Source organism: Exiguobacterium sp. HSB13 (genome assembly GCF_056764755.1).
Map to the genome: position 1 here is coordinate 2,208,550 of NZ_JBUZOM010000001.1, position 25,760 is coordinate 2,234,309.

Here is a 25,760-nt window from a genome sequence, read left to right on the forward strand (position 1 = left end):
CCTTTTTTTGAAATTTCAATCCGCCTAAGCAATCTTCGCCCACTATACTGAGACTATCTACCTAAAAATTATCTAGAAGGGCGGAACGCCATGCCATCCTTGTTTCTTTTTACGATCGTCTATCTGATTCCGACCTTCATCATGTTCTACATGTCGATTGATATATTTTTACGCAATCCATCACGTCCGCAACACCGACTGCTTAGCTTATTCACGTTCGCTTACGGGATGTTGTTCCTCGGTGAATTTTTCCGGAATGCCTCCCCGATCGAGTTGAGTCCGGCATTCGTGACCTACTGGTTCGGAAATGCTGGTCTGATCGTCTTCAGTACATCGCTCCACTTCATCTTTCGCGTCTCGAATTTGTGGAAACGAATGCCACGCTTACTGTACCCATGGATCTTCTATCTTCCGATGGGCGTCGTGCTGACGACATACGTATTCCAGACGAACGTCATCAACAGTCAGCAATTCACACAGGTCGGACAGTTCATTTACCCTGAATTCAACACACAATATCTAGTGACGATGACGGTCGGGAACATCTTCCATCTCCTCGTCATCGGTCTGCTCGTGTACGCACGGACACACTTGAAAGATGCACGTCGTGGCATCATCAACGTCTTACTCAGTGTCGCGATTCTCGTTCTCGCGTGGGATATCGTCTTCGGCTACTGGTCGTTCTACGCCATCATGCCACCGTATGCCTATATGTATGGCGGTTTGTTCTGGGCAGGAGCACTGGCGATCGCAATGCGCCGATTCGATTATCTCGCGTCCTATCAAAAGCGTTTCGCGACGCTCTACAATTTGAATCCTTCGGCAATCCTGCTGCTCGACCGGGATGGACGAATCGAGAGTGCCAACCCAGCCGCTCATCGCCTGTTTGAGACCGATGACTTAACGGCATGTACGTTTTCGACCTACTTGCCGGATAAAAAACAAGCCGATTGGTCGCTGCATTATATGACGCACTTTTTATCACAGCGCAAATTCAACGAATTCGAAACGAAGATTTTGACAGCACAACAACAAGAACGCTACGTCGTCATGGATGCCGACTTCGTCTTCATCGAACAAGAGCTGCACGGGATGCTGTTGATTCGTGATATCCAGTCCTTCAAGGAAGCCGAGCAGACGATTCGTTTCTTCGCCTACCACGATCCGTTGACGAAGATTGCGAATCGCCGGAGCTTTTACGAACGAGCGGCACAAGAGTTACTCGAGCTTGATCATATCGCGATCATCGTCGTCGACCTCGACGGTTTCAAAGCCATCAACGATACGTATGGACATCAAATCGGTGACGCCTTCTTGATTCATATCGCTCGCCTACTAGAACACCATGCGGAACAAAATGGGTTCGCTGCCCGTGTCGGTGGCGACGAATTCTTCTTACTCTATCGTCATCCGTCTGTCGCTACACTCCATGCCTATGCTGCGAATCTGTTGACGTACTTGCAAGACAACCCTTACCGGTTCGCTGAAGAAACCATTGAAATCCGAACGAGCATCGGACTTAGTTACTCACCCAATCATGGCGTCGATCTCGACACGCTGATTCAGCATGCTGACCAAGCGATGTATCGCGTCAAACATGCCGGAAAGAACGATTATTTCATTCATGATACGATGGACTCGACGCAACGATCCTAAAGGAGAGATTCCATGATTTCTGTACTGACGATTTTTTCACGCTTATTCAAGGGATTGCGCCGCGCCTTTCACTTATCTTACTTTCGTGGTCTATTGATTCTCTGCCTGTTGACGCTCGTCTCTGGAACGATCTTCTATAGCACGGAAGAAAACCTGTCGATAGTGGATGCACTTTACTTTTGTATCACGACACTAAGTACGGTCGGGCATCCAACATTCGTTCCAACGACGACGCTCGGTAAGGTCTTTACGATGGCATACATTACAATTGGCTGCGGGTTGTTCTTAACACTGATTGCCACGTTATCGTACGTTCTGATTAAACAACCGGAGGATGAATAAGGGGGGGAAATCCATGCGCCAAGCTGCCATCCAAAATAATTTCGATTGGTGTCGCCTCGTCTGTGAGTCAGCCGGTTGCCGGGTGACGGAAACTGATTCAACCTGGCATGCTCAGGGAAACGTACCAAGCTATTATCCGGAACTGATGGTCCGACTTCCCCATCAGCGAATTGGTGTCACGGATATCTACAGCATCAAGGACTGCACGGCAAGCTATGATTTCTCGAGTGCCGGTCTCAGTCATCTGTTCACAGCGGAATGGATGACCCGCCCTGCCATACTCGATCGTCGTGCCCTTCCCGTCGATTGGTCCGTCGTGACAGATCTCGATCAGTTCGCTCGCTTCCAGTCGATCCAGGCAACACCGGAGTTGCCCACAACGTTATGGCAACATCCCGCTGTTCGCTTCTTCTATTCGGAGGCGCAACAAGCAAGTTGCATCGCCTACTCGAATCAAGTGACGACTGGACTGACATACGTCAATTCCGATTACCTCGACGAGCGCTTATGGGATGATATCGCACGTTTGAGTTCAGCACATTTCCCCGGTCAATCGCTCGTCGGTTACGAGTATGGCGATCACCTAATCACGGCGCTTGAAGCCGGCTTTGACGACGTTGGTCCACTCGCGATCTGGATTCGCACGGCGAATGAGCACACATGAAAAAACCGAACCGATTCCCTTCCTCTTGACGAAGATGAATCGGTTCGGTTTTTTTACATCAAACGGCTAATGAAAGCCGTTGCGATCCCGAAGTAGACGAGGAGCGACAAGATATCGTTCAATGTCGTGATCAATGGTCCGGATGCGATTGCCGGGTCGATCTTTAGACGATGTAAGATCAGCGGAATGATCGTTCCAGCTAGTGTTCCGAAAATCAACGTAATGACGAGCGAGCTGCCGACGACAAGACCTAAGACGGCACTTCCTTGCCAGACGTAGGCGATGATCGCGATCAAGATGCCACAAATGACACCAATGATCAAACCGACCCAGAGCTCCCGCAGGATCAATCGGGTCGCAACCCGCTTATCGACTTCACGTGTGATCAATCCCCGGACGACGACTGCGAGCGATTGAGTACCTGTATTTCCGGTCATACCAGCAATCATCGGCATGAAGAAGGCGAGTGCGACGACTTTCGAAAGCGTCTCTTCAAACTGACTGATGATCGATCCAGAGACAAGCCCGATGAAGAGTAGCAAGACTAGCCATGGCAAACGGCGAGTCGCAGCAATCCACGGTTTCGTCTCAAAATCGATTGATTTACCGGACGCTGAGAGTTTCTCGATGTCTTCGTTCGCTTCTTCCCGTAAGACATCAAGCGCATCATCGACCGTGATCAGTCCGACGAGAATGTCGCCCTCGACAACTGGTAACGAGACGAGATCATAGCGTTCGAACAGTTGCGCGACCTCTTCCTGATCGGTCTCCGCCGCGACCCGGATCACCTTCGTCTCCATGACGTCACTGATCCGTTCCGTGTTTTCAGCTAAGATGACATCCCGGTACGAGATGACACCAACGAGTTCACTGAGTTGATTGACGACGTAGACATAGTTGATCGTCTCCGAGTATTCGATGTAGTCGCGCATCTTCTCGACCGTCTCACCGACCGTGAAATCCTCTCCGACCCAAATGAACCGGTTCGTCATCAAGCGCCCTGCCGTTTCCGGTGGATACGTCAAGAGATTGCGGACGATCAGTGCCTCGTCTGTCCGCATGCTACCAAGCAAACGGTCGGTCTCTTCCGGTCCCAGTTCCTCAAGTACATCCGCGACATCATCGTTCTCCATTAAATCAAGGACGTGCCCGGCACGCTCGACGTCTAAACGACGTAAGACGGCGAGACGCTGCTCCCCTTCGAGCTCCTCGAGGACATCTGCCAATCGCTCGTGATCGAGATAGTCGAGGAGTCGTGCCTGATCGTCTTCGCCCAACTCTTCATACACTTGCGCGATATCATACGGATAGACCTCTTCGATGACTTGCTGTGCTTGCTCCCGTTTTTCCTTCGCGAGCGCATCGAGCAATAGCCACTTCCATTCTTGTTCTGCTGTCTGACGCAATCTCCTCACCCCCTGCATTCTGCCTTTTCATCTTAGCACGAGTTGATTCGCAATCGATATCTAAAAACAGTTGACATCTGTTTCCCGCGGCTTTAAAGTTTGCCTTAAGGAAACATTATTTGTAGACCGAATCTTTTTCCAGTGACTGGAGTTAATTTTTTTACCCTGTTTTTTGCCCTAAAGAAACTTTCCTTCTATATACCACAAAATCAAAGGAGTGATCATTCATGTACGCCCTTGACGTTGATCGTCTCACCGTCTCTTATTTTGATACGCATGCACTCGACGGAGTGTCCGTTCGCCTCCCGGTCGCTTCGTTGATTGGCATCATCGGACCGAACGGCGCTGGTAAATCCACATTCTTAAAAGCTGTCCTCGGTCTGATTCCGGCTCGGATCGAGCAGTTACGCGTGCTCGACCAATCGCTCGAAGACGTCCGGTCACGCGTCGCTTACGTACCGCAACGAAGTGCAATTGATTGGGACTTCCCGGTTCGTGTGCAGGATGTCGTGTTGATGGGCTGTTATCCGAAGCTCGGCTTATTCAAACGACCATCGAAAGCACAAAAAGTGTTCGCTATGGAGTGCCTCGAGCGCGTCGGTATGGCGGATCATGCCGAACGCCAAATCGGTGAACTGTCAGGTGGACAGCAACAACGGGTCTTTCTGGCACGTGCCCTTGCCCAAGAAGCAGAACTGCTATTGCTGGACGAACCGTTCGTCGGCATCGATGTCGCCAGTGAGCAGATGATCATCGAACTCTTACGGACACTCCGAGCCGAAGGGCGGACAATCGTCGTCGTCCACCATGATTTGCATAAAGCAGAGGACTACTTCGACACATTGATGCTGTTGAACAAACAACTGATCGCTGTCGGTCCACCGTCTGATATCTTGACACCGGAATGGCTCGAACCAGCGTATGGCTTACCGCTATTCGAACGACGCAAGGAGGGACAAGGATGACGTTCATCGAGGCACTACTTCATTATGAGTTCTTACAAAAAGCGATGATCACCGCCGTCATGGTCGGCATCATCTGTGGTGTGATCGGCTGTTTCATCATCCTTCGCGGGATGTCGTTGATGGGGGATGCAATCTCGCACGCCGTTTTACCTGGTGTTGCGATTTCCTACCTACTCGGGATCAACTTCCTGATCGGTGCTATCGTGACGGGTCTCGTGACAGCGCTCGGAATCGGCTTCGTTAGCCAGAACAGTCGCATCAAGAACGATACGGCAATCGGAATCATGTTCACGTCCGCCTTCGCCCTCGGGATCATCCTGATTTCGTTCTTGCGTAGCAGCAGCGATCTCTATCACATTCTGTTCGGCAACGTCCTCGCGGTCCGTCCGAGCGACATGTGGATGACCGTCATCATCGGACTGATTGTCCTCGGCGGAATCTTCTTGTTCTACAAAGAGTTATTGATCAGCTCGTTTGATCCGACGATGGCGCAAGCCTATGGACTATCGACGCGCTGGATTCATTACGGACTGATGACGTTACTGACACTCGTCACCGTCGCTTCACTCCAAACCGTCGGCATCATCCTCGTCGTCGCGATGCTGATCACACCAGCAGCAACCGCGTATTTACTGACGAACCGCCTCTCACGGATGCTGTTCCTAGCAGCTGGATTCGGTACGTTGTCCGCCATCGTCGGACTGTATTTCAGTTTCACCTATAATCTATCTTCCGGTGCGTCGATCGTCCTCGTCGCGACGACGTTGTTCGCACTCGTCTTCGTCTTCTCACCACGTCACGGTCTGATGCGTCACCGGAAACGAAAGGAGTCTACTGTATGAAATTAAAACTTTTTCTGTTCGTACTCCTCAGTACGGTATTGCTTGCTGCTTGTTCGACACCAGCAGAAGATAACGGAAAGCTGAAGGTCGTCGCGACGTATTCGATTCTCGCTGATCTCGCACGTGAGGTCGGTGGTGAACACGTCGATGTCCACAGCATGGTCAAGATCGGGGCAAACCCGCACGAGTATGATCCACTTCCAGCAGACGTACAAGCGATGGCAGATGCTGATGTCGTCTTCTACAACGGATTGAACCTCGAAGCCGGTGGTGCCTGGTTTGATAAACTGCGGGCAACGACTGGCAAAGACGCGTCTGACGCGCCGGTCTATCGTTTAAGCAAAGGCGTCGAACCGAAGTACCTGACGACGAAAGGTAAGGAATCGGAAACCGATCCGCACGCGTGGCTTGATGTAAGCAATGGCATCCGCTACGTCGAAAACGTCAAGCAGGCATTTATCAAGGAAGATCCGAAGCATAAAGCCGACTACGAAAAAAATGCCGATGCCTATATTAAAAAATTGCAGACACTTGATCAGGAAGCGAAAAAGCAGTTTGCTGCTATTCCGAAAGCAGAACGTCATCTCGTCACGAGCGAAGGGGCCTTCAAATACTTCGGAACTGCCTATGACGTCAAAGCCGACTACATCTGGGAAATCAACTCGGATAACCAAGGGACTCCGGCACAAGTCCGTCGGATCGTCGATACGATCAAGGAGCAAGATATCCCTGTTTTATTCGTCGAAACGAGCGTCGATCGGCGGAGCATGGAAACTGTCTCAAGGGAGACGGGCGTTCCAATCGGTGGCACACTGTTCACCGACTCACTCGGTGCACCGGGTAAGGACGGCGATACGTATTACAGCATGATGCAAGTGAATATCGAGACGATCACGAAAGCACTCGCCAAGTAAGCGTCAATAAATCGTCACGCCTTCTGGATACGTCTTTCCTTATAATGAAGGCAAGAAGATGAAAGAGAGGCACATCATGCAAACACGACTCTATCGTTACGCCTTTCCCCTAAGTGTCAGCCTGTTGCTCGCTGCATGCGGAACAGCTGATCAAACAGGTGCTCCAAAAACAGAACATGCGAATCACGGAGATCATGCTGACCATGCCAGTCACGGTGCCGGTGATCAAGTCGAAAAGACAGCAGGACCAGACACGTTACCCGCTTTTCTGAACGAACAGGATGAGTCGATCCAGACGATTTATCGCTCCGTCGCGAAACATCCCGATCTCTTGAAGAAGATGCCGTGCTATTGCGGTTGCGGTGCATCTGCTGGTCATACAAGCAACTACGACTGCTTCATCGAAGAGCAGACCGCTACTTCCACGACTTGGACGACGCACGGCATTACGTGCGGCACGTGTCTCGATATCGCAGCACAGTCGATCGTCGCTTATCAAAAAGGTAGCTCCGTCAAAGAAATCCGGACTGCCATCGATCAAGCGTACGCAAAGACTGGTGTCACACCGACGCCAACTCCGGCACTCTAAAAAACAGTCCACTGTTCTCGCGATTGACGCAAGAAACGGTGGACTGCTTTTTCATGTTCTGTTTTTCTGTCTCATGTGGAGCGCTCTTGACTTCTAGCTCGCAAGACAAGCGGTCGACCCGACAACAGTTCATCCAGTTGATAGTACGTATGTGCCCGAATCGGTCGATCTGTTCGTGGTAGATGACGGAGTTCGTACGCCACTTCGAGTAAGTAAAACTTGTATTCCTCCCCTTCATCAAAACCGAAGCTCGCGCGCCGTTCTTCAATATACGCAAGGATACGCTCCTGTTGCGAGAACGAGAGCCGCTGGACTTGGGGCGCAAGTGCCTCGTGCGGAGAGAGCACGATTTCCCGCTCCGTACGATACAGTCGATGCATGACGCCACCACTTTGACGTAAGGCAATCAAACGCGCAGGTCGATACGGACGGGGATGCGGATGGGCATGGACGAGGTAACGTTCAATCGTGACTTGAGTCGGTCCTGCCGGTAGAGAGATGACGTCATACATACAAAATCGCTCCTTCTCAAAAAATGATAGCTACTCTCATATGCTACCATATCTATCCAGCATTCTTCCGTTGACGACAGAAGGGGAATCCGTTTTCAAAGTTTCGCAACTGGTTTTAAGACCGAGCGGGCGTGGAACAGATGGAGAGAAGCGATTCCTATCTGGAAAGGATGATTGTAGATGTCGAATATGTCCGCTGTCGGTTTCCACCGACACTTACCACTAACGGAACACGAAAGTCTGATTGACCTGGAACTACCACGCCCGGAAGCAACGGGACACGATCTCTTAGTTGAGATTAAAGCTGTCTCCGTCAACCCGGTCGATACGAAAGTCCGTGCTCACGGGAAAGACGAAGATGCCCCGAAGGTTATCGGTTACGATGCAGCCGGAGTCGTCGTTGAAGTCGGCGATGATGCCTCCCTCTTCCAAGTCGGTGATGAAGTTTATTACGCCGGTGCAATCCAGCGCCCCGGTTCAAACAGTGACTTCCAACTCGTCGATGAACGGATCGTCGCCAAAAAGCCGGAACGGTTGACGTTCAGCGAAGCCGCTGCTCTCCCGTTGACGACGCTGACAGCTTACGAAGCATTGACCGATCGTCTCGGATTGACGTTTGATGCTAAGTCGAATCTCGAGAAGACGATCCTCATCATCGGAGCTGCTGGTGGTGTCGGTTCAATCGCGACACAACTCGCGAATCACGCTGGGCTGACCGTCATCGGAACGGCGTCGCGTGACGAGACGATTGATTGGGCGAAGGAACACGGTGCACATCATACGATCAATCACCACGAGGCATTCCGTCCTCAGCTGGAAGCCCTCGGCTACAAATACGTCGACTATATCTTCTGTCTCAATGCGACGGACCAACATTTTGAGACGATGGTCGATGTAATTGCACCACAAGGGAAAATCTGTAGCATCGTCGAGACGGATCAAAAACTCGATTTAAGTGCGCTCCAACAAAAGAGTGCGACGTTCGTCTGGGAGTTCATGTTCACGCGTCCGCTGTTCGAGACAGAGGACATGATCCGCCAACATGAGATTCTGACGCAAGTCGCAGCATGGATCGAAGAGCATACACTTGAGACGACGGTGACACAGACGTTAATCGGCATGAACGCTGACAATCTGAAAGAAGCACACCGTCTCGTCGAGAGCGGAAAAACGATTGGGAAGATTGTCGTCGAACATCATTAATGGGCATCGGAGCAGGTTGGGAGTAAAATCCCGTCCTGCTTTTTTGTCGTTCTAAGTTTTCTTTGTGAACCTGTATCTCTTACTTTGAAGATATTTTAAGCATTATGACTATATTTATTCGTCTAAAAAATGTACGATTACGGTAACAAATATTCCAACGTAATACATCTAATCGACGCTTGACTCACATATACAAAGGAGCATCCATAATCCATATGCGAAAATGGTTCAATCAAAAGATTAGTCGACAGATCATGTCGTCGTTTTATCTCATTCTTATCACCTTATCCGTCTCCTCCTTGGCTGCTTATTTTTATACGAACCACCAAGTCATGGATGCCAAACAAGAGCTCGATGCGATCAGCATGCGCGAAGATCGGGCGACGAAACTCTGGGATGATTGGCAGTCCCTTCAATACGAGATGCGGGGCTATATCGTCTTCGGAGATGATGCCGTGCTCGACGTGATTGATGAAAAAAAAGCATCACTTGAACAACAAACGGCTTGGTTTGAGAAGAATCGCTTATATAAAGCGGACGAGGTCTATGCGTCTGATATCCGGTCGCTCTATAACTCCTATACGAACTTCGTCATGCCAAGCTTAATTAAATATGTCCAAGCAAAACAAGAAGGAAAGATTGACGAACGTTTCTTGCAGATGCCCAGTCTGAAGGCGATGATGCCACAAGTACCACGGGATCCGAATCGGAAATTCAAGATGAATGCCTCGAACAGTGAGACGATGCGTAAAAGTGTCAACACGATGGAGAGCACATTCACAAACTATCGGAGTAGTCTTCGCGCGAAAGAACTCGGTGCAAAAGAACAACTTGTCACCCAGACAAAGTACGCTGAGTGGATTTGGCTCGTCAATCTGCTCGTATTGTTCCTTGTTATCTTGCTGATTGTCCGCCCGTTCATCGAACGGACGACACGACAAATCCATCTCTTGAGTAAAGAAAGTAAGCTTCTTGCGAGCGGTGAGCATACGTTACCACTCATTCCACTCAACCGTGCTGACGAGATCGGTGAATTGAGTAAATCGTTCCATCAGATGGCGACAGCCTTGATTGAAAATAAACACCAATTGATGTCGACGAACAACAATCTCGAAGATGCATTGAAACTAACGCAACGGAACGAGTCCCACTTGCGCCTGCGAAACCAATTGACCGAAACACTGGCATCGCGCGATAGCATCAGTGCTTATCCTTCTGTCATCCAAAAGATGGTTGAGATCACGCAGTCTGATCAAGGCGCACTGATTTTTAAAGAAGGAACAAAAGTCATCGATATCGTCTTTTATCCACAGACACCGCTCACAGTCGAGGATTGGATGCCAACGATTGAGCCGTTATTGCGTGAGTCGCGACAAGATAAACGACCGCATACACAGTTCGAGGACGAAGTCGCACGCGCTGTCACACCGGTTCTTGATCCGAGTCAAAATGAGATCATCGCCTATATCTTCTTGTCCCGCGATCAGGATCGGTTTGATCGTTACGAGCAGGAAGAACTAGCCGCCTTCGCGCGCCAGCTGGCATTGTCACTCTTGCGGATGCGGACGTTCGACGAGATTGAACGCGAGCGGGAAAAAACGGCGCGACTATTGAACTCGATTCGTGAATCGATCGTCTATATCGAACCCGAAGGCGATATTCAATTGATCAACCGACCGTTGCTTGACCTGTTCGATCACCCGGTTGATGAAAGTCTCGATGAGAACGGACTGATGAACATCACTCCGTCTGTCGTTCAACTCAAGCATCGCGTCGACCAACTACCGGAATTCGAACGTTACTTGAAAAAAACGTTCGTTCAGCGTGAAATCGGTGAAGGAATCACCTTCTCGATCGATCACGAGCGACGCTTCATCAAGACGTATTCCGAGAGCATTCATTATGGTGGACAGTTCCGCGGGATTCTACTCGTCTTACGTGACGTGACGAACGAAGTCGAGATTGATCGAATCAAAAACGAACTCGTCTCGACAATCTCGCACGAACTGCGGACACCACTCTCGTCGATCTATGGCTTTACTGAGCTGATGATTCAGCGTGACCTGCCACCGAAGCGACAGAAGAAGTATCTCGAAGCGGTCCATTCGGAAACAGAACGTCTTTCGCTGTTGATCAATGACTTCCTCGACCTGCAACGGATGGAAGCAAATCGTCAGGAATATGAGATGGCACCGTTCGATATCGTCGCGATGATTCGGGATTTGAAACAGTTGCATAGCCTGTCGTCTTCTTCCCACGCGATTGAAATATTCCGAAACGTCGAACCATTGATCGTCGAAGGGGATGCGAAGAAGATTCGCCAATTGTTCAGTAACCTGATCAACAATGCGATCAAATACTCACCAGCTGGTGGAACGATCGATATTCAACTGACGCGACACGCGTCACGTGTCACGGTCGCGATTCAAGATGAGGGTATCGGGATTCCAGCTTCTGCGATGAGTAACCTGTTCCAAAAATTCTATCGTGTCGACAATTCGGACACCCGTCAAATCGGCGGTACTGGTCTTGGGCTCTCGATTTGTCGCGAAATTGCGCGTGGACATGAGGGAGAAATCCATGTCGAGTCGATCGAAGGACAAGGCTCGACGTTCACAGTCGAACTTCCGTTAACACAAAACACATGATGCATACGAAAAAGCGCCAGAATGCGAATCAGCATTCCGGCGCTTTTTAAATTAGGTAATTTTATGAGTTGAGACGGCTCGCGACTTCAACCGTCCGTTTCGCTTGATGGCGAACAGCTGGTTCGACCGATTCAACCATGTTGCCTTCTTGGTCGACCGTGACCGATGTGCCGTATGGATTTCCGCCTGCTGCGAACAAAACAGGATCCGAATACCCAGGTGCCGCAACGATTGCGCCCCAGTGGAACATCGTCGTATAGACCGCGAGAACAGTCGCTTCCTGACCGCCATGCGGGTTCTGTGCCGACGACATCGCACTGACGACTTTATTGACGAGTTTGCCTTGTGCCCACAGTCCGCCTGTCGTGTCGAGGAATTGTTGGAATTGTCCCGGGACATGACCATAACGTGTCGGAACACTAAAGATGATCGCATCTGCCCAGTCGAGTAGATCCGGTGTCGCTTCTTCAATATCACGTGTGGCATCTGCATGCTTTTGCCACAATGGGTTCGAAGCAATCGCTTCTGCTGGAGCTGTCTCCTTGATTTTCGCAAGACGGACTTCTGCCCCTGCGGCTTCTCCCGCTTCTTTTGCCCATGAGGCAAGTTGATGGTTCGTTCCGGTTGCGCTGTAATAAATGACCGCTAGTTTCACGTTTGACATGACTTCGCTCCTTTTTTAAAAGACAGTGACGGACGATGAACGTACACGCTTTCTATTCCCGCTTTCTGCGCAAATTAACGTCAATTGTTTGAATTCAAGAGGAAATTTAGACCAATTTTTCGACTACATCATGGAACGAGCGCACATGGCTGTCCACATCTGGGCGTTCCACCATCAAACGTTTAGGGTAAAGAACGTGTGACGACACACGTAAGGAGTACTGACAATGGCGATTCGCTACACCCTTTATCTGTTACTCGGCATGCTGAAGTTCATGCTGTTTAGTTACTTTACAAAGACTGACCTTTCGCTCCATTTAACACTTATGAACCTGGCCGGGATGCTGATCCTGTCGAGCTGGACGTTACTGATTCCGTGGAATAAACGCCGCTGGGTCTGGCTCGGTCTACTGCTCGCGCACAGTTTTCTACTGGCTTCCGACATGTGGTACTACCGTTACTTCGAGGACTTCCTCTCTGTCTCGCTCCTCTCACAGATGACGCAGATGAGTGACGTCAGTAGCGGCTTCACCGCTTTGATCGTACCGCAAGACTTCCTTTTGTTCGCCGATAGTTTGATTTTCGTCCTACTGCTCTTTATTTTCCGCAAACGACCGGAAGTGACGACGAAGCAAACACGCCGCCGGACGGCTGGAATCCTTGCAGTCATTGGCATCATCTTGTCTGCCTCGCTGCTGACCTACCGGACGCTAACGGAAGATCGTCAACCGACGGCAACGATCTCCGATATGCGTGACTACTATCTGTTTGGCTTTTGGGGCTATCACGGGTGGGATGTGTTCAAAGGTGTGACCGGACGACCGAGTGACGGACTGACCGCACAGGAACAACAGCGCATCAATCAAAAGGAACAGACGAATCCGACGGGTCCGAAACAGACACCGAATATCATTCTGGTGCAGCTCGAGTCGTTCCAGGCTTCAGTCATCGACCAAACCATCAACGGCGAAGAAGTGACGCCGAACCTAAATCAGCTGAAGAAGGAGTCGCTCTACTTCTCGTCGCTCTACCACCAGACGCATGAAGGACGAACTTCGGACGCCGAGTTCATTACGAACACCTCACTTTATCCATTAAAATCAGGCTCTGTTTATACACAATACCCGACGAATGAATTCGAGCCGCTCCCTGCATTACTTGAGAAAAACGGATATGATACGGCAGCGATGCATGCCTACGAAAAAGGCTTTTGGAATCGTGACGATGTCTACAAGAACATCGGTTTTAAGCACTTCTTCAGCCAAAAGGATTATTCAAAAGAGAAGAAAATCGGCATGGCGCTGAACGATCAACAGTTCTTCCTCGAATCGATCGATCACATGGAGACGTTACAAGAACCGTTCTTCTCGTTTTTAGTTGCGCTGACGAGTCATACACCGTATGAGATTGACAAGGAAGATCAGACGCTTGATCTGTCCGGATATGAGGATCCGATGTTGAAACGGTATTACCAGACCGTCCATTACGTCGATATAGGTGTCGGAAAGATGATTGATGAGTTGAAACAACGGGATCTTTGGGATCAGTCCCTCGTCATCTTTTATGGCGATCACGATAGTGGACTCGTCAATGAAGGAAGCGAGATGCGCAAAAAAGCGGATGTCTCATCTCCGGTTGCTGCCTTTGAGCTCGAGCGCCGCATTCCGCTCTTCATCAAAAAACCCGACCAGAAAACTGGTCGGGTCATGAAAGAAAATGGCGGACAAATCGATATTGCACCAACAATCATTGATTTGTTGAACCTCAAAACGTCCTATATGATGGGACAATCCCTCGTCGATGACAAGCCGAATCTGACGGGTTTCCGCGATGGTTCGTTCCGCTATAAGGACTATTATTATGAAGCGGATTTGACGAAAGCATCCGGTGAAGGCACCTGCTATGACGTGTCGACTGAGAAAAAAACCGAGATGAAGCTCTGTCGCAATCAGGTGAAAGATGTGAGCGAACAATTAAAGATATCGGATAAGATTATTGAAGAGAATGAGCTGAAGTAATCGCATCGTGTCTAATTTTCTAAAAAGCCAACAAGCCTGACTTTTTTCACGTCTCTTGAGGAGTCATGCTTGTTGGTCTATTTGTGTTTCATTATTAATCTTCAAGTCTTTTTAAATTGCTTCTAGTGCAAACTGAATCAATTGATACGAGAGCCAAAACATCAAACAACCGATTCCAAAATCTAATACTTTCCAAGCCATCGGTTTTTTAAATACAGGCATTAACCATCTCGCCCCGTATCCTAAACCAAAAAACCAGACAAAGGAGGCAATCAAAGCTCCGATCAAGAAATTAACTTTTTGATCAAATGTCAAAGTCCCAGCTATACCACCGATGATGACGACCGTATCTAAATACACATGTGGATTTAAAAGTGTAATCGCTAATGTGAGTAAGATTGTTTTGGGAATGGTCATGATTTTAGGAGCTGTTGAAACATCCATTGTGTGTGATGACGAAAATGCACTACGAAAAGATTTGAATCCATACAAGAGAAGAAACAGTCCTCCAACACTCGCAAGACCAACATTTGCAAACGTATTATTCTTAATGACGGTACCAATCCCTAGTACGCCCATGCACATCAACAACACATCGCATAAAAAACAAACTAGCGCTACCCAGAAAATATTATTCCTTAATAAGCCTTGTTTAAGGACAAAAGCGTTTTGAGCACCGATTGCGACGATAAGCGTACCTGATGTTACTATGCCTTTTAAAATTTCATTCACTTGACGTCTCCTCTTTCATTATCTTTATTTCTAAACTGATGAGTGGTGCTTATGTAATTCTTTCAACTATTAAGTATACTATCGTAAATAAAAAGTACCGAACCCTATTTATTAGGATTCGGTACTTACAGATGAAATAGCTTACATCATTCCGCCCATTCCACCCATGCCGCCCATATCAGGCATTGCAGGAGCAGATCCGGCTGGTTCTGGTTTATCGGCGATGACGGCTTCCGTCGTTAAGAACATCGCTGAAACCGACGCTGCGTTTTGAAGTGCTGAACGCGTTACTTTCGCTGGGTCGACGATTCCTGTTTCAATCATGTCGACATACTCATCTGTTGCCGCATTGTAGCCCATTCCTGGCGCTTCATGTTTGAGACGTTCGACGATGACTGAACCTTCTTGACCTGCGTTTTCCGCAATTTGACGAAGTGGTGCTTCAAGTGCGCGAAGCACGATGTTGACACCTGTTGCTTCGTCGCCCGTTGAGACCGACAGAATCGATTCGACGGCTTTCGTGACGTGAATGAGGGCTGTTCCCCCACCTGCTACGATACCTTCTTCGACGGCTGCGCGTGTCGCGTTAAGTGCATCTTCAATCCGGAGCTTACGTTCTTTAAGCTCTGTTTCAGTTGCTGCCCCGACTTTGACGACGGCTACGCCGCCTGCGAGTTTCGCCAGACGCTCTTGTAATTTTTCACGGTCGAAGTCGCTTGTCGTTTCTTCGATTTGTGCACGGATCGTCCCGACGCGTGCTTCGATCGAATCGCCGTGTCCGTGTCCTTCGACGATCGTCGTGTTGTCTTTTGAGACAACGACTTTCGACGCGCGACCGAGTTGCGTGATTTGTGTTTCTTTCAGATCAAGACCGAGGTCTTCTGTGATCAATTCTGCACCTGTGACGATCGAGATGTCCTCAAGCATCGCTTTCCGGCGGTCACCAAAGCCTGGTGCTTTGACTGCTACCGCGTTGAACGTACCACGGAGTTTGTTGACGACGAGTGTCGCGAGTGCTTCGCCTTCAACATCTTCTGCAATGATGAGGAGTGGTTTGTTTTGTTGAACGACTTGCTCGAGGACCGGAAGAATCTCTTGGATGTTCGAGATTTTTTTGTCCGTGACGAGGATGTACGGGTTCTCAAGGACCGCTTCCATCTTGTCTGAATCCGTGATCATGTATGGTGATGCGTAACCACGGTCGAATTGCATCCCTTCGACGACGTCGAGTTCTGTCGTGAAGCCGCGTGATTCTTCGATCGTGATGACACCATCTTGACCAACACGTTCCATTGCTTCTGCGATCAATTGACCGACTTCTTCGTCTGCTGCTGAGATCGCTGCGACTTGAGCGATTGCTTCTTTACCTTCAATTGGTTTTGCGATCGTATGCAACTCTTCGACAGCGCGACGGACCGCTTTTTCGATTCCTTTACGGATGACCATCGGGTTTGCGCCCGCTGTGACGTTTTTGAGACCTTCGCGAATCATCGCTTGTGCGAGGACTGTCGCTGTTGTCGTACCATCCCCTGCGATCTCATTCGTTTTTGAGGCAACTTCTGCGACGAGTTTTGCACCCATGTTTTCGAAGTGATCTTCAAGTTCGATTTCTTTCGCGATCGTCACACCATCATTCGTGATGAGCGGTGAACCGAACTTCCGCTCGAGGACGACGTTGCGTCCTTTTGGTCCGATCGTGACTTTGACTGCATCCGCTAATGCGTCGACCCCGCGGAGCATTGCCCGACGTGCTTCTTCACTGAATAAAATCTCTTTTGCCATGACTAAAATCCCCCTTATAGATGATTGAACAGATTACTCGGCTACTGCCAAAATATCGCTTTCGCGTAAAATTAAGTATTCATTGCCGTCGACTTTGACTTCCGAACCGGCATATTGTGCATAGATGACGTGATCTCCGACACTCACTTCAAGTGGTACACGTACGCCTTGCTCTGTCACACGGCCTGTACCGACAGCGACGACTTTACCCTCTTGTGGTTTTTCTTTCGCTGACCCAGGAAGAACGATTCCTCCGAGTGTTGTTTCTTCTTTTTTAACGACTTCGATCACGATGCGATCACCAAGTGGTTTTAACATGCGAAACATCCTCCTTGAAAATGACTGTTTTTTAGCACTCACTTTCATTGAGTGCTAACATATTTTTATCTTATACGCTTTCTCTCCTGAATTCAAGCCTGAACCTTTATCCGTTTTCCCGAAATCGACACCTTTGAATCATCGTCAATCGTGCGCCAAGACCGTTTGTTTGTTACAATCGGGACAGTACCTTCATTACAAAGGAGTTGTGTCCTGTACGATGAAAAATCCAATCAGTCTGCCTTTTCTGATGGCGGAGAAGTGGCAAAAGCGTCACGTCATCCCGATCATCATCTATCTGATCGTCCAATTGGTTCCGGGTTCGTTCCAGTACTTCCTTCCGAAGAACATCATTGCTGACGTCGCCGGTTGGTGGCTTGCGATCGGCTTTACGGTCGCCGTCATCGTCTCCTACTACTGCTTGCGCCCCGATTGGCAGAAGTGGAAGGCAGAGGGACGTCAAACCGATCCGATGGATACGTTGAAATGGATCGGAATCGGGATCGTGCTCTTGTATGCGCTCTTGATCGGTGTCAACTTGATCGATGCCTGGATGGCAGGCGGGATCGAGAATGTCGCGAAATCGCAAAATACGGATCAGATCATCCAAGCGATCCAAGTCATCCCACTCCTGCAAGTCATGGTCGTCCTGCTCGGACCGATCATGGAAGAGTTCTTGTTCCGGCATATCCTGTTCGGGAATCTCTCCTCGAAGCTCGGTTTCTTCTTCAGCTTCATCTTGACGGGTGCCTTGTTCGGACTGATTCACCAAGACAACAAATTTTTAATCTATGTCGCGATGAGTTTCGTCTTCTCACTCGTCTTCGTCAAGACGCGCCGGATCATTGCTCCGATCGCCATCCATGTCTTTAACAACGGAATCGTCGTACTCGCCATCTACGCGATGTCTTAATTTACGAAAGGTCGTGTTTTCATGCGTCAAAGCTCGAACTTCATGGCAGTGTTCTATGCCATATTCGGTATTCTCTTCATGTTCCTTGCTTACAACAATTCAGTCGAGGCAGGAACGGTCTTCAACTTCTGGACGATCCTGTTGACGTTGTTCGCCGCGATCGACTTCTACCGTCTCTACTTGATCTTCCGCTTCCGCGCAGCAGCAAAGAAGATGATCAAGAAGGAACAAGACAAAAAGAACGATAAGCAATAAAAAAAAGAGGTTTCCGTCATGCGGAAATCTCTTTTTTTGGTTTATTCCTTCGCTTGTCCTTTGCGGTAGGAATCGATGATCGTTTTCGCCACATCGAGACTCAACCGTTCATCTAAGACTAAGTTCTTGATCATGTTGACGAATTCGACATCTTCCTGTTGCACCGAATCAATCCGCTCGATCAACTGGTTCAACTTCGCCCGGACGGTCGGATAAGACACTTGATAGGCAGTTGCCATATCCTTTAACGAACCGGAGCTCAAAACGAACTTCCGGATGAATTCGAGATGCTCCTGTTCAAGTGCCAGTACCCAAGCGGGCACGTCTTGTCGTTCCATCGTGTTCCCTCACTTCTCTTACAGATCTTGAATCTCCATTCGTTCTTTTTCACGCTTCAGTTGCTTACAGCGTGAGTTGACTCCCATCTCGGCCATCGAGATCATGAGTGATAAACAGGCAAACGTTCCCATCCGAATCACCGATTCTCGATCCGACGTGTGTGGTCCTGTTCCGAAATACCAGTAAATTCCGAGACCGATGATGATGGCTGGAATGATGAAACTCCAGACTCTTCCACGCCTTGCTAAGTAAAATTGTACGATACAGACTGCGACAATACCAATGACGATTCCTACCGTTTGCATCCTATCGCCTCTCCCCTATGATTATATCAATAATATTAACTTTAAAATTAATAATATTCAACATTATTTTAACTATAATCAAAAATAAGAGGTCTTCTTTAAAAACAATCGACTTTAACCTATTTTCAGGGACGAAAAAAAGAAGGACTGACGATTCAGTCCTTCCTTGTATTTACGACAATCACGCACTGCGGACGTCGTCTTTTTTACCTTCTGTTGACATGAACGTCTCGAGTTGGTCTTCATCCAGGACACCTTCCCACTTCGCGATGACGAGTGAAGCGAGCGTGTTTCCTGTCACGTTGACGACCGAGCGCATCATATCCATGATTCGGTCAATCCCCGCGATGAAGGCAAGTCCTTCTGCCGGGATACCGACCGTACCGAGTGTTGCGAGCAAGACGACGAAGGAGACGCCAGGAACGGCAGCCATCCCTTTTGATGTCAGCATCAAGACGAAGACAAGCGTCAGTTGTGTTCCGATCGAGAGATCAATGCCGTACATCTGTGCGATGAACAAGGCAGCAAGCGCTTGATAAAGCGCTGATCCATCAAGGTTAAAAGAATAACCCGTCGGTACGACGAAGCTGACGATTGATTTCGGAACACCCATCCGTTCGAGTTTTTCCATGACGCGCGGCAGTACCGTCTCAGACGACGCCGTCGAATACGTCAACAAGAGTTCATCCTTAAAGATGCGCGTGAAATCCGAAACGCGAATGCCGACCCATTTCATGATGGAGCCAAAGACAATCACCATGAAGAGAAGCGCTGTGACGTATAACGTCGCAATCAGTTTAAACAATGAACCGAGCGATTCAATTCCGAACGTCGAGACCGTGACACCGATCAAGGCGAAAACACCAATCGGTGCGAATTTCATGACGATATTGACGAGATTAAACATCGCTGCTGCGACGCCTTCAAAGAAACGAACGACCGGTTGACCTTTCTCTCCTGCAAAACCGACACCGAGTCCGAATAAGACCGAGAAAAAAATGATTGCGAGCATATCACCGCGGACCATCGCGTCCAAGATATTCGTCGGGACGATGTTGACGATCTTGTCGACGAGTCCTGCATCTTGTGTCGTCTCTTCTGTTTCGACATACGTCGAGATGTCCGTCTTGTCGAGTGTCGACATGTTAATACCAGCACCCGGTTCAACGAGATTGGCTGCGAACAGCCCCGTGAAGATCGCGATCATCGTCACGATCGTGAAGTAACCGAGCGTCTTGACGCCGAGACGTCCGAGACTTTTCGGACTACCGACTGATGAGACACCGAGAACAATCGTCGTGAAGACGATCGGAACGACGATCATTTTCATCATCCGGATAAAGATGTCACCGATTGGCTTAAGCCACTCCGCGACATGGGGATTCCCATAAAATACACCACCGACTGTGATCCCGAGAATCAAGCCGATTAAAATTTGCCAGGCAAGGCCAATTGGCTTACGTTTCGTAGTTGTCATACCCTTCCTCCTTATACATCCGTCTTACTTGTATCCTACATGTAGTGGAACATAAGTAGAATTTTGTCCTAAATACAGTATGTTGTCAAATCGTTCTGTTATAGTACAAAAATGAAATTCATACAAAAAAACGTCCAAAATCCGCTTGTTTCCAAGCATTTTGGACGTTTAAACATTATTCAAGATTGTTGATTAACGCGTTCCTCAATCAACGCTCGATTGCGTTTTTTGAAGACTTCATTGTGTGATGAGACCATCGCTACTTTTGGCGCTTCCGGCTCGATGAAGCGTTTCGCCCGGTTGACGGCGTTCGCTGCATCTTGGAAGGCACCTGAGATCAAGTGAACCTTCCCGTCGTGCGAAAGAATATCTCCAGCAGCATATAGTCCCGGTACACTTGATTCGCTCGCCGCGTTACCCGCGATATAGAAGTCATCGACCCGTGCGATATCGAGATCACACGCGTCAAGCAGTGCTGCATCCTGTTCATACCCATGATTGATGATGACTTCATCAATTGGAATCTCGACGATTTCGTCTGTTTGACAGTCGATCAATTCGACTGATGCAATCCGTTGATGATCAGGACTTGCGATCAGCTTGTGAATCGTCGTGTTAAGGAGACAAACAGCAGAACTTTTGACGAGCTGATCGACTTGCGCCTCGTGCCCCGAGAAACAATCCCGGCGATACGTGACGTAGACTTTTTTTGCGACCGGTTCGAGCTCGTTCGCCCAGTCGATCGCAGAGTTCCCACCACCTGAGACGATGACGGTCTTTCCTTTAAAGCGTTCAATCGATTTGACCGTATAGTTCAGGTTCGACACTTCAAAGCGCTCCGCACCTTCGACCTTTAATTTTTGTGGATTGAGGATCCCGCCGCCGACCGCGACGATCACCGTCTTCGAATAATGGATCCGACCCGATTCTGCTTCTAAGACGAAGTTGCCGAAGACGTCTTTTGCGATCGAGATGATCTTTTCATTCAATTGAACAGTCGGTTGGAATGTCAGTCCCTGTTCGACGAGTTGAGCCATGAGTTTTTCACCAGTGATCGGTGGTTGTCCACCGACGTCCCAGATCATCTTTTCTGGATAGACGTGTAGTTTCCCTCCGAGTTCTGCTTGATACTCGATCAATTTCGTCTTCATGCCCCGAAGACCGCTATAGAACGTCGAATATAACCCTGCAGGTCCCCCGCCGATGATCGTTACGTCGAACAACTCCTGTTCCCTCATCTCACTCACTCCTCGTCTTTGATTACGATTGATTATCATTCTCACTCCCTCATGATAACGTGAACATCTCTTGAACACAAGAAAAAATGTTGACAGCGTTTTTACAGGACTGGTATGGTTAATGAGACGATAGTGATAATCATTATCATTGAAAACGGAGAGAACAACGAAGGAGTCGTCGCGTATGGTACGTCTAGCAACAGAAGAAATCAATATCGGCTACGGTGATCGTCCCATCGTCAAAGACTTGTCCGTCCAAATTCCCGATCGTCAGATTACGACGATCATCGGGGCGAACGGATGTGGCAAATCGACTTTATTGAAAGCGATGACACGGATCATTCCCCATCAATCGGGACGTGCGTTGCTTGATGGTCTCGATATCGCGAAGGAAAGCACGAAGCTACTTGCTCGGAAAATGGCTATTCTGCCACAAACTCCAGAGAGTGCAAGTGGTCTGACGGTCGCAGAGCTCGTCTCATACGGTCGTTTCCCTTATCAAAAAGGATTCGGACGCTTAACGAAACACGATTATGAGATCATCGATTGGGCACTTGAAGCAACGGATACGATGGCGTTCAAACATCGTCCCGTCGATGCGCTATCGGGTGGTCAACGTCAACGGGTCTGGATCGCGATGGCACTTGCCCAAGAGACGGACATTATCTTCCTCGATGAACCGACGACTTATCTTGATCTCGCCCACCAACTCGAGGTGCTCGAGCTACTCGAGCATCTCAACCGGACTGAAGGACGAACGATTGTCATGGTCCTGCATGACTTGAATCAAGCGGCACGGTTCGCCGACTATATCATCGCCATGAAAAACGGCGAAGTCGTCAAAGCCGGGACGTGTGAAGAAGTCATCGCAAAAGACGTCTTACAAGAAGTATTCCATATCGATGCTGAAATCGGACGCGATCCGCGGACGAACAAGCCGATGTGTATCACCTACAACTTAATCAAGGGAGATTGAATCATGAAGAAACTACTTGTACCGGTTCTACTCATTCTCACGCTCGTCATCGCAGCGTGTGGAAATACAGAGAAAAAAGACGACGCAGCATCTGGGTCGAAAAACGAGACAATCACGTACAAATCAGAGAACGGTGACGTCAAAGTTCCGGCTAATCCAAAACGTGTCGTTGTCCTCGCTGGTTTTGCCGGCAACGTCATGGCGCTCGACGTACCTGTCGTTGGTGTCGATTCGTGGTCAAAAGCGAATCCGAAGTTCGACAAGCTCAAAGATGTAACGGAAGTATCTGAAGAGAACGTTGAAAAAATCATCGAACTCGAACCAGATTTGATCATCGGCTATTCGACAACGAAAAACCTTGATAAAATCAAAAAGATTGCTCCGACGGTCACGTACACATACGGAAAAGTCGACTACTTGACGCAACATATCGAAATCGGTAAATTGCTCAACAAAGAGCAAGAAGCACGCGACTGGGTCAAAGACTTCAAAACACGTGCTGCTGCTGCCGGTAAAGACATCAAAGCAAAAATCGGTGAAGATGCTACTGTCTCTGTCATCGAAAGCTTCGATAAACAACTCTACGTCTTCGGCGATAACTGGGGTCGTGGAACAGAGATTCTCTATCAGGAAATGAAATTGAAAATGCCGGATAAAGTCACGAAGATGGCATTAAAAGATGGCTACTATGCATTGTCACCAGAAGTCCTTCCTGAATACGCAGGCGACTACCTCGTCTTCAGTAAGAGTGCGGAAGCGGACAACTCATTCACGAAAACGGATACGTTCAAAAACATTCCAGCCGTCAAAAACGATCGTGTCTTCGAAGTCGATTCGAAGGAATTCTACTTCAACGATCCGCTCACACTCGAACGTCAACTCGAGTTCTTCAAGAAAAGTTTCCTTGGCGCATAATGAATAAGGGAGGGAACCTGCGGGATTCCTCCCTTTTTTTGTGGCTCACTCACTGAATCAGAAATGGAGGCGACATTCATGTCAGCTGGTCGAATTCCGTTCGGCATTAAAATCACACTCGGTCTCGTCCTCTTTTTCGGGATGTTCTGGATCGCGATGACGTTCGGTGCTGCCGATACGACAACGCGCGAAGTCTGGAACGCTTTGACGTTCGGACCATTGAATGAAAAAGCAAAAATCGTCCAGGAAATCCGCTTGCCACGGGAACTGGCAGCGATCCTCGTCGGTGCAGCACTCGGTGTCTCAGGTGCCATCATGCAAGCCATGACTCGTAACCCACTTGCGGATCCCGGTCTGCTTGGTCTGACAGCAGGTGCAAATGCGGCATTCGCGCTCGTCATCGTCCTGTTCCCGAAAATTGACTACTTCGGCATCATGATCGCGTGTTTCGTCGGAGCAGCGCTTGGGGCAGCACTTGTCTTTGGAATCGGGGCTTCAAAAAAAGGTGGCTTCTCACCGCTCCGGATCGTCCTTGCCGGTTCTGCGATCTCAGCTTTTCTATACGCGATTGCAGAAGGAATCGGGATCTACTTCAAGATTGCCCAAGATGTCTCCCAATGGACGTCCGGTGGACTCGTCGGGTCGACATGGGGACAACTACAAATCATTGCTCCGGTCATCGCAATTGGAATCGTGATCGCGTTCATCTTCTCACGACAATTGACGATTCTCAGTCTATCGGAAGAAGTCGCGCTCGGACTCGGACAGAATATCCAGCGAATCAAGGCGGTGCTTTACGTCGTCGTCATCCTGCTTGCCGGTGCTGCTGTTGCCCTCGTCGGCAACATGGCATTCATCGGGCTGATGATTCCGCATATCGTCCGTGCGATCGTCGGGACGGACTATCGGTTCATCCTGCCGATGACCGCGATTTTTGGTGCGACATTCATGTTGCTTGCTGACACAATTGGACGGACACTATACGCACCGTATGAGACGCCAGTCATCGCAATCGTCTCGATGCTCGGGCTACCGTTCTTCCTCTTGATCGTTCGGAAAGGAGGGCGTGCTTTCTCATGATGGAATCTCGTTTACGCCGTCGCCAGCAACTGACGTTTTGGACGTTACTGGCACTATTGATCGCAACACTCGTCGTCAGCATCGGTCTTGGACCTGCTTCTCTCTCGTATGATCGTTTACTGCCGACATTACTTGGAAACGGATCGTTCAAAGAGGAGTTCGTCCTCTATTCGCTCCGCTTGCCTCGACTGCTCATCACCGTCATGGCAGGCATGGCACTCGCTTTATCCGGTGCAATCTTACAAGGAATTACACGCAATGAACTCGCTGACCCTGGTATCATCGGCATCAACACAGGAGCTGGCGTCGCCGTCGCCTTGTTCTTCCTGTACTTCCCGACTGATGTCGGATCGTTCATCTACTTGTTACCGATTGCCGCTTTCCTCGGTGCACTCGTCACTGCGACAGCGATCTACCTATTCTCATACGACCGTGTCCAAGGACTTCAACCGATTCGCTTGATCTTGACGGGTGTCGGCTTCTCGATGGCGCTGTCCGGAATCATGGTCATCCTGATTTCATCGACGCGTCGTGAAAAGGTCGACTTCATCGCCAAGTGGCTCGCCGGTAACATCTGGGGGACGGACTGGATCTTTGTCTACTCGCTCTTGCCGTGGTTACTCGTCTTGATTCCGCTGACGTTCTATAAAGCGAATAAGCTCAATCTGCTTGCCTTGAATGAACCGGTCGCAATCGGTGTCGGCGTTGCGATTGAAAAAGAGCGCATCCAGCTCTTGTTGACTGCCGTTGCGCTCGCCGCTGCTGCCGTCTCTGTCACCGGTGGGATTTCCTTCATCGGTTTGATGGCGCCACATATCGCCCGCGCGCTCGTCGGACCACGCCATCAGTTCTTCCTACCGATCGCCCTTTTACTCGGCGGCTGGTTGCTTGCGTTCGCTGATACGATTGGACGCAACATCGCGGGACCAGACGGGGTACCGGCTGGTATCGTCGTCGCCTTGATTGGAGCACCATACTTCATCTATCTACTGTTGAAGAAATAATCAA

26 protein-coding genes are annotated in these 25,760 nt (G+C 49.2%); 16 read left to right on the forward strand and 10 right to left on the reverse strand.

The annotated features are described in order from the left end of the window. Window positions 1-90: 90 nt before the first annotated feature. Genes ACZGCQ_RS11515 through ACZGCQ_RS11525 form a run of 3 tightly spaced genes read left to right on the forward strand, consistent with a single transcriptional unit; the run spans window position 91 to window position 2,662 of the window. Window positions 91-1,656, forward strand: a complete 1,566-nt coding sequence (locus tag ACZGCQ_RS11515; protein ID WP_481266336.1) for a GGDEF domain-containing protein — start codon at window positions 91-93, stop codon at window positions 1,654-1,656. Window positions 1,657-1,668: 12 nt separating this feature from the next. Beyond that, the gene (locus ACZGCQ_RS11520) at window positions 1,669-1,998 is read left to right on the forward strand and encodes a potassium channel family protein (protein WP_023469572.1); all 330 of its coding nucleotides are present in this window, start codon (window positions 1,669-1,671) and stop codon (window positions 1,996-1,998) included. A gap of 13 nt (window positions 1,999-2,011) precedes the next feature. Beyond that, on the forward strand, window positions 2,012-2,662 hold the full coding sequence (locus ACZGCQ_RS11525) for a hypothetical protein (protein ID WP_481266337.1): 651 nt from the start codon (window positions 2,012-2,014) through the stop codon (window positions 2,660-2,662). A 53-nt stretch (window positions 2,663-2,715) separates the two neighbouring features. On the opposite strand, the gene mgtE is transcribed toward ACZGCQ_RS11525, so the two are convergent. After that, window positions 2,716-4,068 carry a magnesium transporter gene (gene mgtE / locus ACZGCQ_RS11530; RefSeq protein ID WP_481266338.1) on the reverse strand — a complete coding sequence of 451 codons (1,353 nt, stop codon included), beginning with the start codon at window positions 4,066-4,068 and terminating at the stop codon, window positions 2,716-2,718. A gap of 227 nt (window positions 4,069-4,295) precedes the next feature. Here mgtE and ACZGCQ_RS11535 point away from each other — a divergent pair, with 227 nt between their 5' ends. From ACZGCQ_RS11535 to ACZGCQ_RS11550, 4 genes are all read left to right on the forward strand, one after another. Then, on the forward strand, window positions 4,296-5,033 hold the full coding sequence (locus ACZGCQ_RS11535) for a metal ABC transporter ATP-binding protein (RefSeq protein ID WP_481266339.1): 738 nt from the start codon (window positions 4,296-4,298) through the stop codon (window positions 5,031-5,033). After that, complete coding sequence (locus ACZGCQ_RS11540) at window positions 5,030-5,875, forward strand: metal ABC transporter permease (protein ID WP_481266340.1); 846 nt, start codon at window positions 5,030-5,032, stop codon at window positions 5,873-5,875. The genes ACZGCQ_RS11535 and ACZGCQ_RS11540 overlap by 4 nt, the downstream gene beginning before the upstream one ends. Then, window positions 5,872-6,789: a metal ABC transporter substrate-binding protein gene (locus tag ACZGCQ_RS11545; protein ID WP_481266341.1), complete on the forward strand. Its 918-nt coding sequence runs from the start codon at window positions 5,872-5,874 to the stop codon at window positions 6,787-6,789. Before ACZGCQ_RS11540 ends, ACZGCQ_RS11545 begins: the two co-directional genes overlap by 4 nt. Before the next feature lie 76 nt (window positions 6,790-6,865). Further along, complete coding sequence (locus tag ACZGCQ_RS11550; RefSeq protein ID WP_481266342.1) at window positions 6,866-7,378, forward strand: PCYCGC motif-containing (lipo)protein; 513 nt, start codon at window positions 6,866-6,868, stop codon at window positions 7,376-7,378. A 71-nt stretch (window positions 7,379-7,449) separates the two neighbouring features. Here the strand turns inward: ACZGCQ_RS11550 and ACZGCQ_RS11555 are convergent, their stop codons facing one another. Beyond that, complete coding sequence (locus tag ACZGCQ_RS11555) at window positions 7,450-7,890, reverse strand: hypothetical protein (protein WP_214805644.1); 441 nt, start codon at window positions 7,888-7,890, stop codon at window positions 7,450-7,452. Between the two features lie 189 nt (window positions 7,891-8,079). Here ACZGCQ_RS11555 and ACZGCQ_RS11560 point away from each other — a divergent pair, with 189 nt between their 5' ends. Then, window positions 8,080-9,093: a zinc-binding alcohol dehydrogenase family protein gene (locus tag ACZGCQ_RS11560; protein WP_197484509.1), complete on the forward strand. Its 1,014-nt coding sequence runs from the start codon at window positions 8,080-8,082 to the stop codon at window positions 9,091-9,093. Between the two features lie 215 nt (window positions 9,094-9,308). Continuing rightward, window positions 9,309-11,741, forward strand: coding sequence for a HAMP domain-containing sensor histidine kinase (locus ACZGCQ_RS11565; protein WP_481266343.1), 2,433 nt, complete (start codon window positions 9,309-9,311; stop codon window positions 11,739-11,741). A 61-nt stretch (window positions 11,742-11,802) separates the two neighbouring features. On the opposite strand, the gene wrbA is transcribed toward ACZGCQ_RS11565, so the two are convergent. Continuing rightward, the gene (wrbA, locus tag ACZGCQ_RS11570) at window positions 11,803-12,405 is read right to left on the reverse strand and encodes an NAD(P)H:quinone oxidoreductase (protein ID WP_456125681.1); all 603 of its coding nucleotides are present in this window, start codon (window positions 12,403-12,405) and stop codon (window positions 11,803-11,805) included. 226 nt (window positions 12,406-12,631) lie between these two features. Here wrbA and ACZGCQ_RS11575 point away from each other — a divergent pair, with 226 nt between their 5' ends. Beyond that, the gene (locus ACZGCQ_RS11575) at window positions 12,632-14,422 is read left to right on the forward strand and encodes an LTA synthase family protein (protein ID WP_481266344.1); all 1,791 of its coding nucleotides are present in this window, start codon (window positions 12,632-12,634) and stop codon (window positions 14,420-14,422) included. 111 nt (window positions 14,423-14,533) lie between these two features. Here ACZGCQ_RS11575 and ACZGCQ_RS11580 read toward each other — a convergent pair whose 3' ends face one another. The 3 genes from ACZGCQ_RS11580 to groES form a co-directional block, all read right to left on the reverse strand. Then, on the reverse strand, window positions 14,534-15,154 hold the full coding sequence (locus tag ACZGCQ_RS11580; protein ID WP_214728429.1) for a LysE/ArgO family amino acid transporter: 621 nt from the start codon (window positions 15,152-15,154) through the stop codon (window positions 14,534-14,536). 141 nt (window positions 15,155-15,295) lie between these two features. Then, the gene (gene groL / locus ACZGCQ_RS11585; RefSeq protein WP_029342811.1) at window positions 15,296-16,936 is read right to left on the reverse strand and encodes a chaperonin GroEL; all 1,641 of its coding nucleotides are present in this window, start codon (window positions 16,934-16,936) and stop codon (window positions 15,296-15,298) included. 33 nt (window positions 16,937-16,969) lie between these two features. Next, entirely contained in the window at window positions 16,970-17,254 is a 285-nt protein-coding gene (gene groES, locus ACZGCQ_RS11590) for a co-chaperone GroES (RefSeq protein WP_023469587.1), read from the reverse strand. Window positions 17,255-17,474: 220 nt separating this feature from the next. Between groES and ACZGCQ_RS11595 the strand changes: the two genes are divergently transcribed. Both ACZGCQ_RS11595 and ACZGCQ_RS11600 read left to right on the forward strand, forming a co-directional pair. Further along, window positions 17,475-18,167 (forward strand): CPBP family intramembrane glutamic endopeptidase, encoded by a 693-nt coding sequence (locus ACZGCQ_RS11595; RefSeq protein WP_481266345.1) that lies wholly within the window; start codon window positions 17,475-17,477, stop codon window positions 18,165-18,167. A gap of 21 nt (window positions 18,168-18,188) precedes the next feature. Continuing rightward, window positions 18,189-18,422 carry a DUF4305 domain-containing protein gene (locus ACZGCQ_RS11600; RefSeq protein WP_023469589.1) on the forward strand — a complete coding sequence of 78 codons (234 nt, stop codon included), beginning with the start codon at window positions 18,189-18,191 and terminating at the stop codon, window positions 18,420-18,422. Window positions 18,423-18,463: 41 nt separating this feature from the next. Here the strand turns inward: ACZGCQ_RS11600 and ACZGCQ_RS11605 are convergent, their stop codons facing one another. The 4 genes from ACZGCQ_RS11605 to ACZGCQ_RS11620 form a co-directional block, all read right to left on the reverse strand. Beyond that, window positions 18,464-18,760, reverse strand: a complete 297-nt coding sequence (locus ACZGCQ_RS11605; RefSeq protein ID WP_023469590.1) for a DUF2089 family protein — start codon at window positions 18,758-18,760, stop codon at window positions 18,464-18,466. 18 nt (window positions 18,761-18,778) lie between these two features. Beyond that, window positions 18,779-19,066, reverse strand: coding sequence for a hypothetical protein (locus ACZGCQ_RS11610; protein WP_481266346.1), 288 nt, complete (start codon window positions 19,064-19,066; stop codon window positions 18,779-18,781). Window positions 19,067-19,247: 181 nt separating this feature from the next. Beyond that, on the reverse strand, window positions 19,248-20,543 hold the full coding sequence (locus tag ACZGCQ_RS11615) for a cation:dicarboxylate symporter family transporter (protein ID WP_481266347.1): 1,296 nt from the start codon (window positions 20,541-20,543) through the stop codon (window positions 19,248-19,250). Between the two features lie 179 nt (window positions 20,544-20,722). Beyond that, window positions 20,723-21,781, reverse strand: a complete 1,059-nt coding sequence (locus ACZGCQ_RS11620; protein WP_029342814.1) for an NAD(P)/FAD-dependent oxidoreductase — start codon at window positions 21,779-21,781, stop codon at window positions 20,723-20,725. Between the two features lie 184 nt (window positions 21,782-21,965). Here ACZGCQ_RS11620 and ACZGCQ_RS11625 point away from each other — a divergent pair, with 184 nt between their 5' ends. The 4 genes from ACZGCQ_RS11625 to ACZGCQ_RS11640 all read left to right on the forward strand — a co-directional run bounded on the left by ACZGCQ_RS11625 (window position 21,966) and on the right by ACZGCQ_RS11640 (window position 25,756). Then, window positions 21,966-22,757 (forward strand): ABC transporter ATP-binding protein, encoded by a 792-nt coding sequence (locus ACZGCQ_RS11625; protein WP_023469594.1) that lies wholly within the window; start codon window positions 21,966-21,968, stop codon window positions 22,755-22,757. 3 nt (window positions 22,758-22,760) lie between these two features. Then, entirely contained in the window at window positions 22,761-23,672 is a 912-nt protein-coding gene (locus ACZGCQ_RS11630; protein ID WP_481266348.1) for an iron-hydroxamate ABC transporter substrate-binding protein, read from the forward strand. Between the two features lie 78 nt (window positions 23,673-23,750). Continuing rightward, the gene (locus ACZGCQ_RS11635; protein ID WP_481266349.1) at window positions 23,751-24,752 is read left to right on the forward strand and encodes a FecCD family ABC transporter permease; all 1,002 of its coding nucleotides are present in this window, start codon (window positions 23,751-23,753) and stop codon (window positions 24,750-24,752) included. After that, on the forward strand, window positions 24,752-25,756 hold the full coding sequence (locus ACZGCQ_RS11640; RefSeq protein WP_029342818.1) for a FecCD family ABC transporter permease: 1,005 nt from the start codon (window positions 24,752-24,754) through the stop codon (window positions 25,754-25,756). Before ACZGCQ_RS11635 ends, ACZGCQ_RS11640 begins: the two co-directional genes overlap by 1 nt. The last annotated feature ends 4 nt before the right edge of the window (window positions 25,757-25,760 follow it).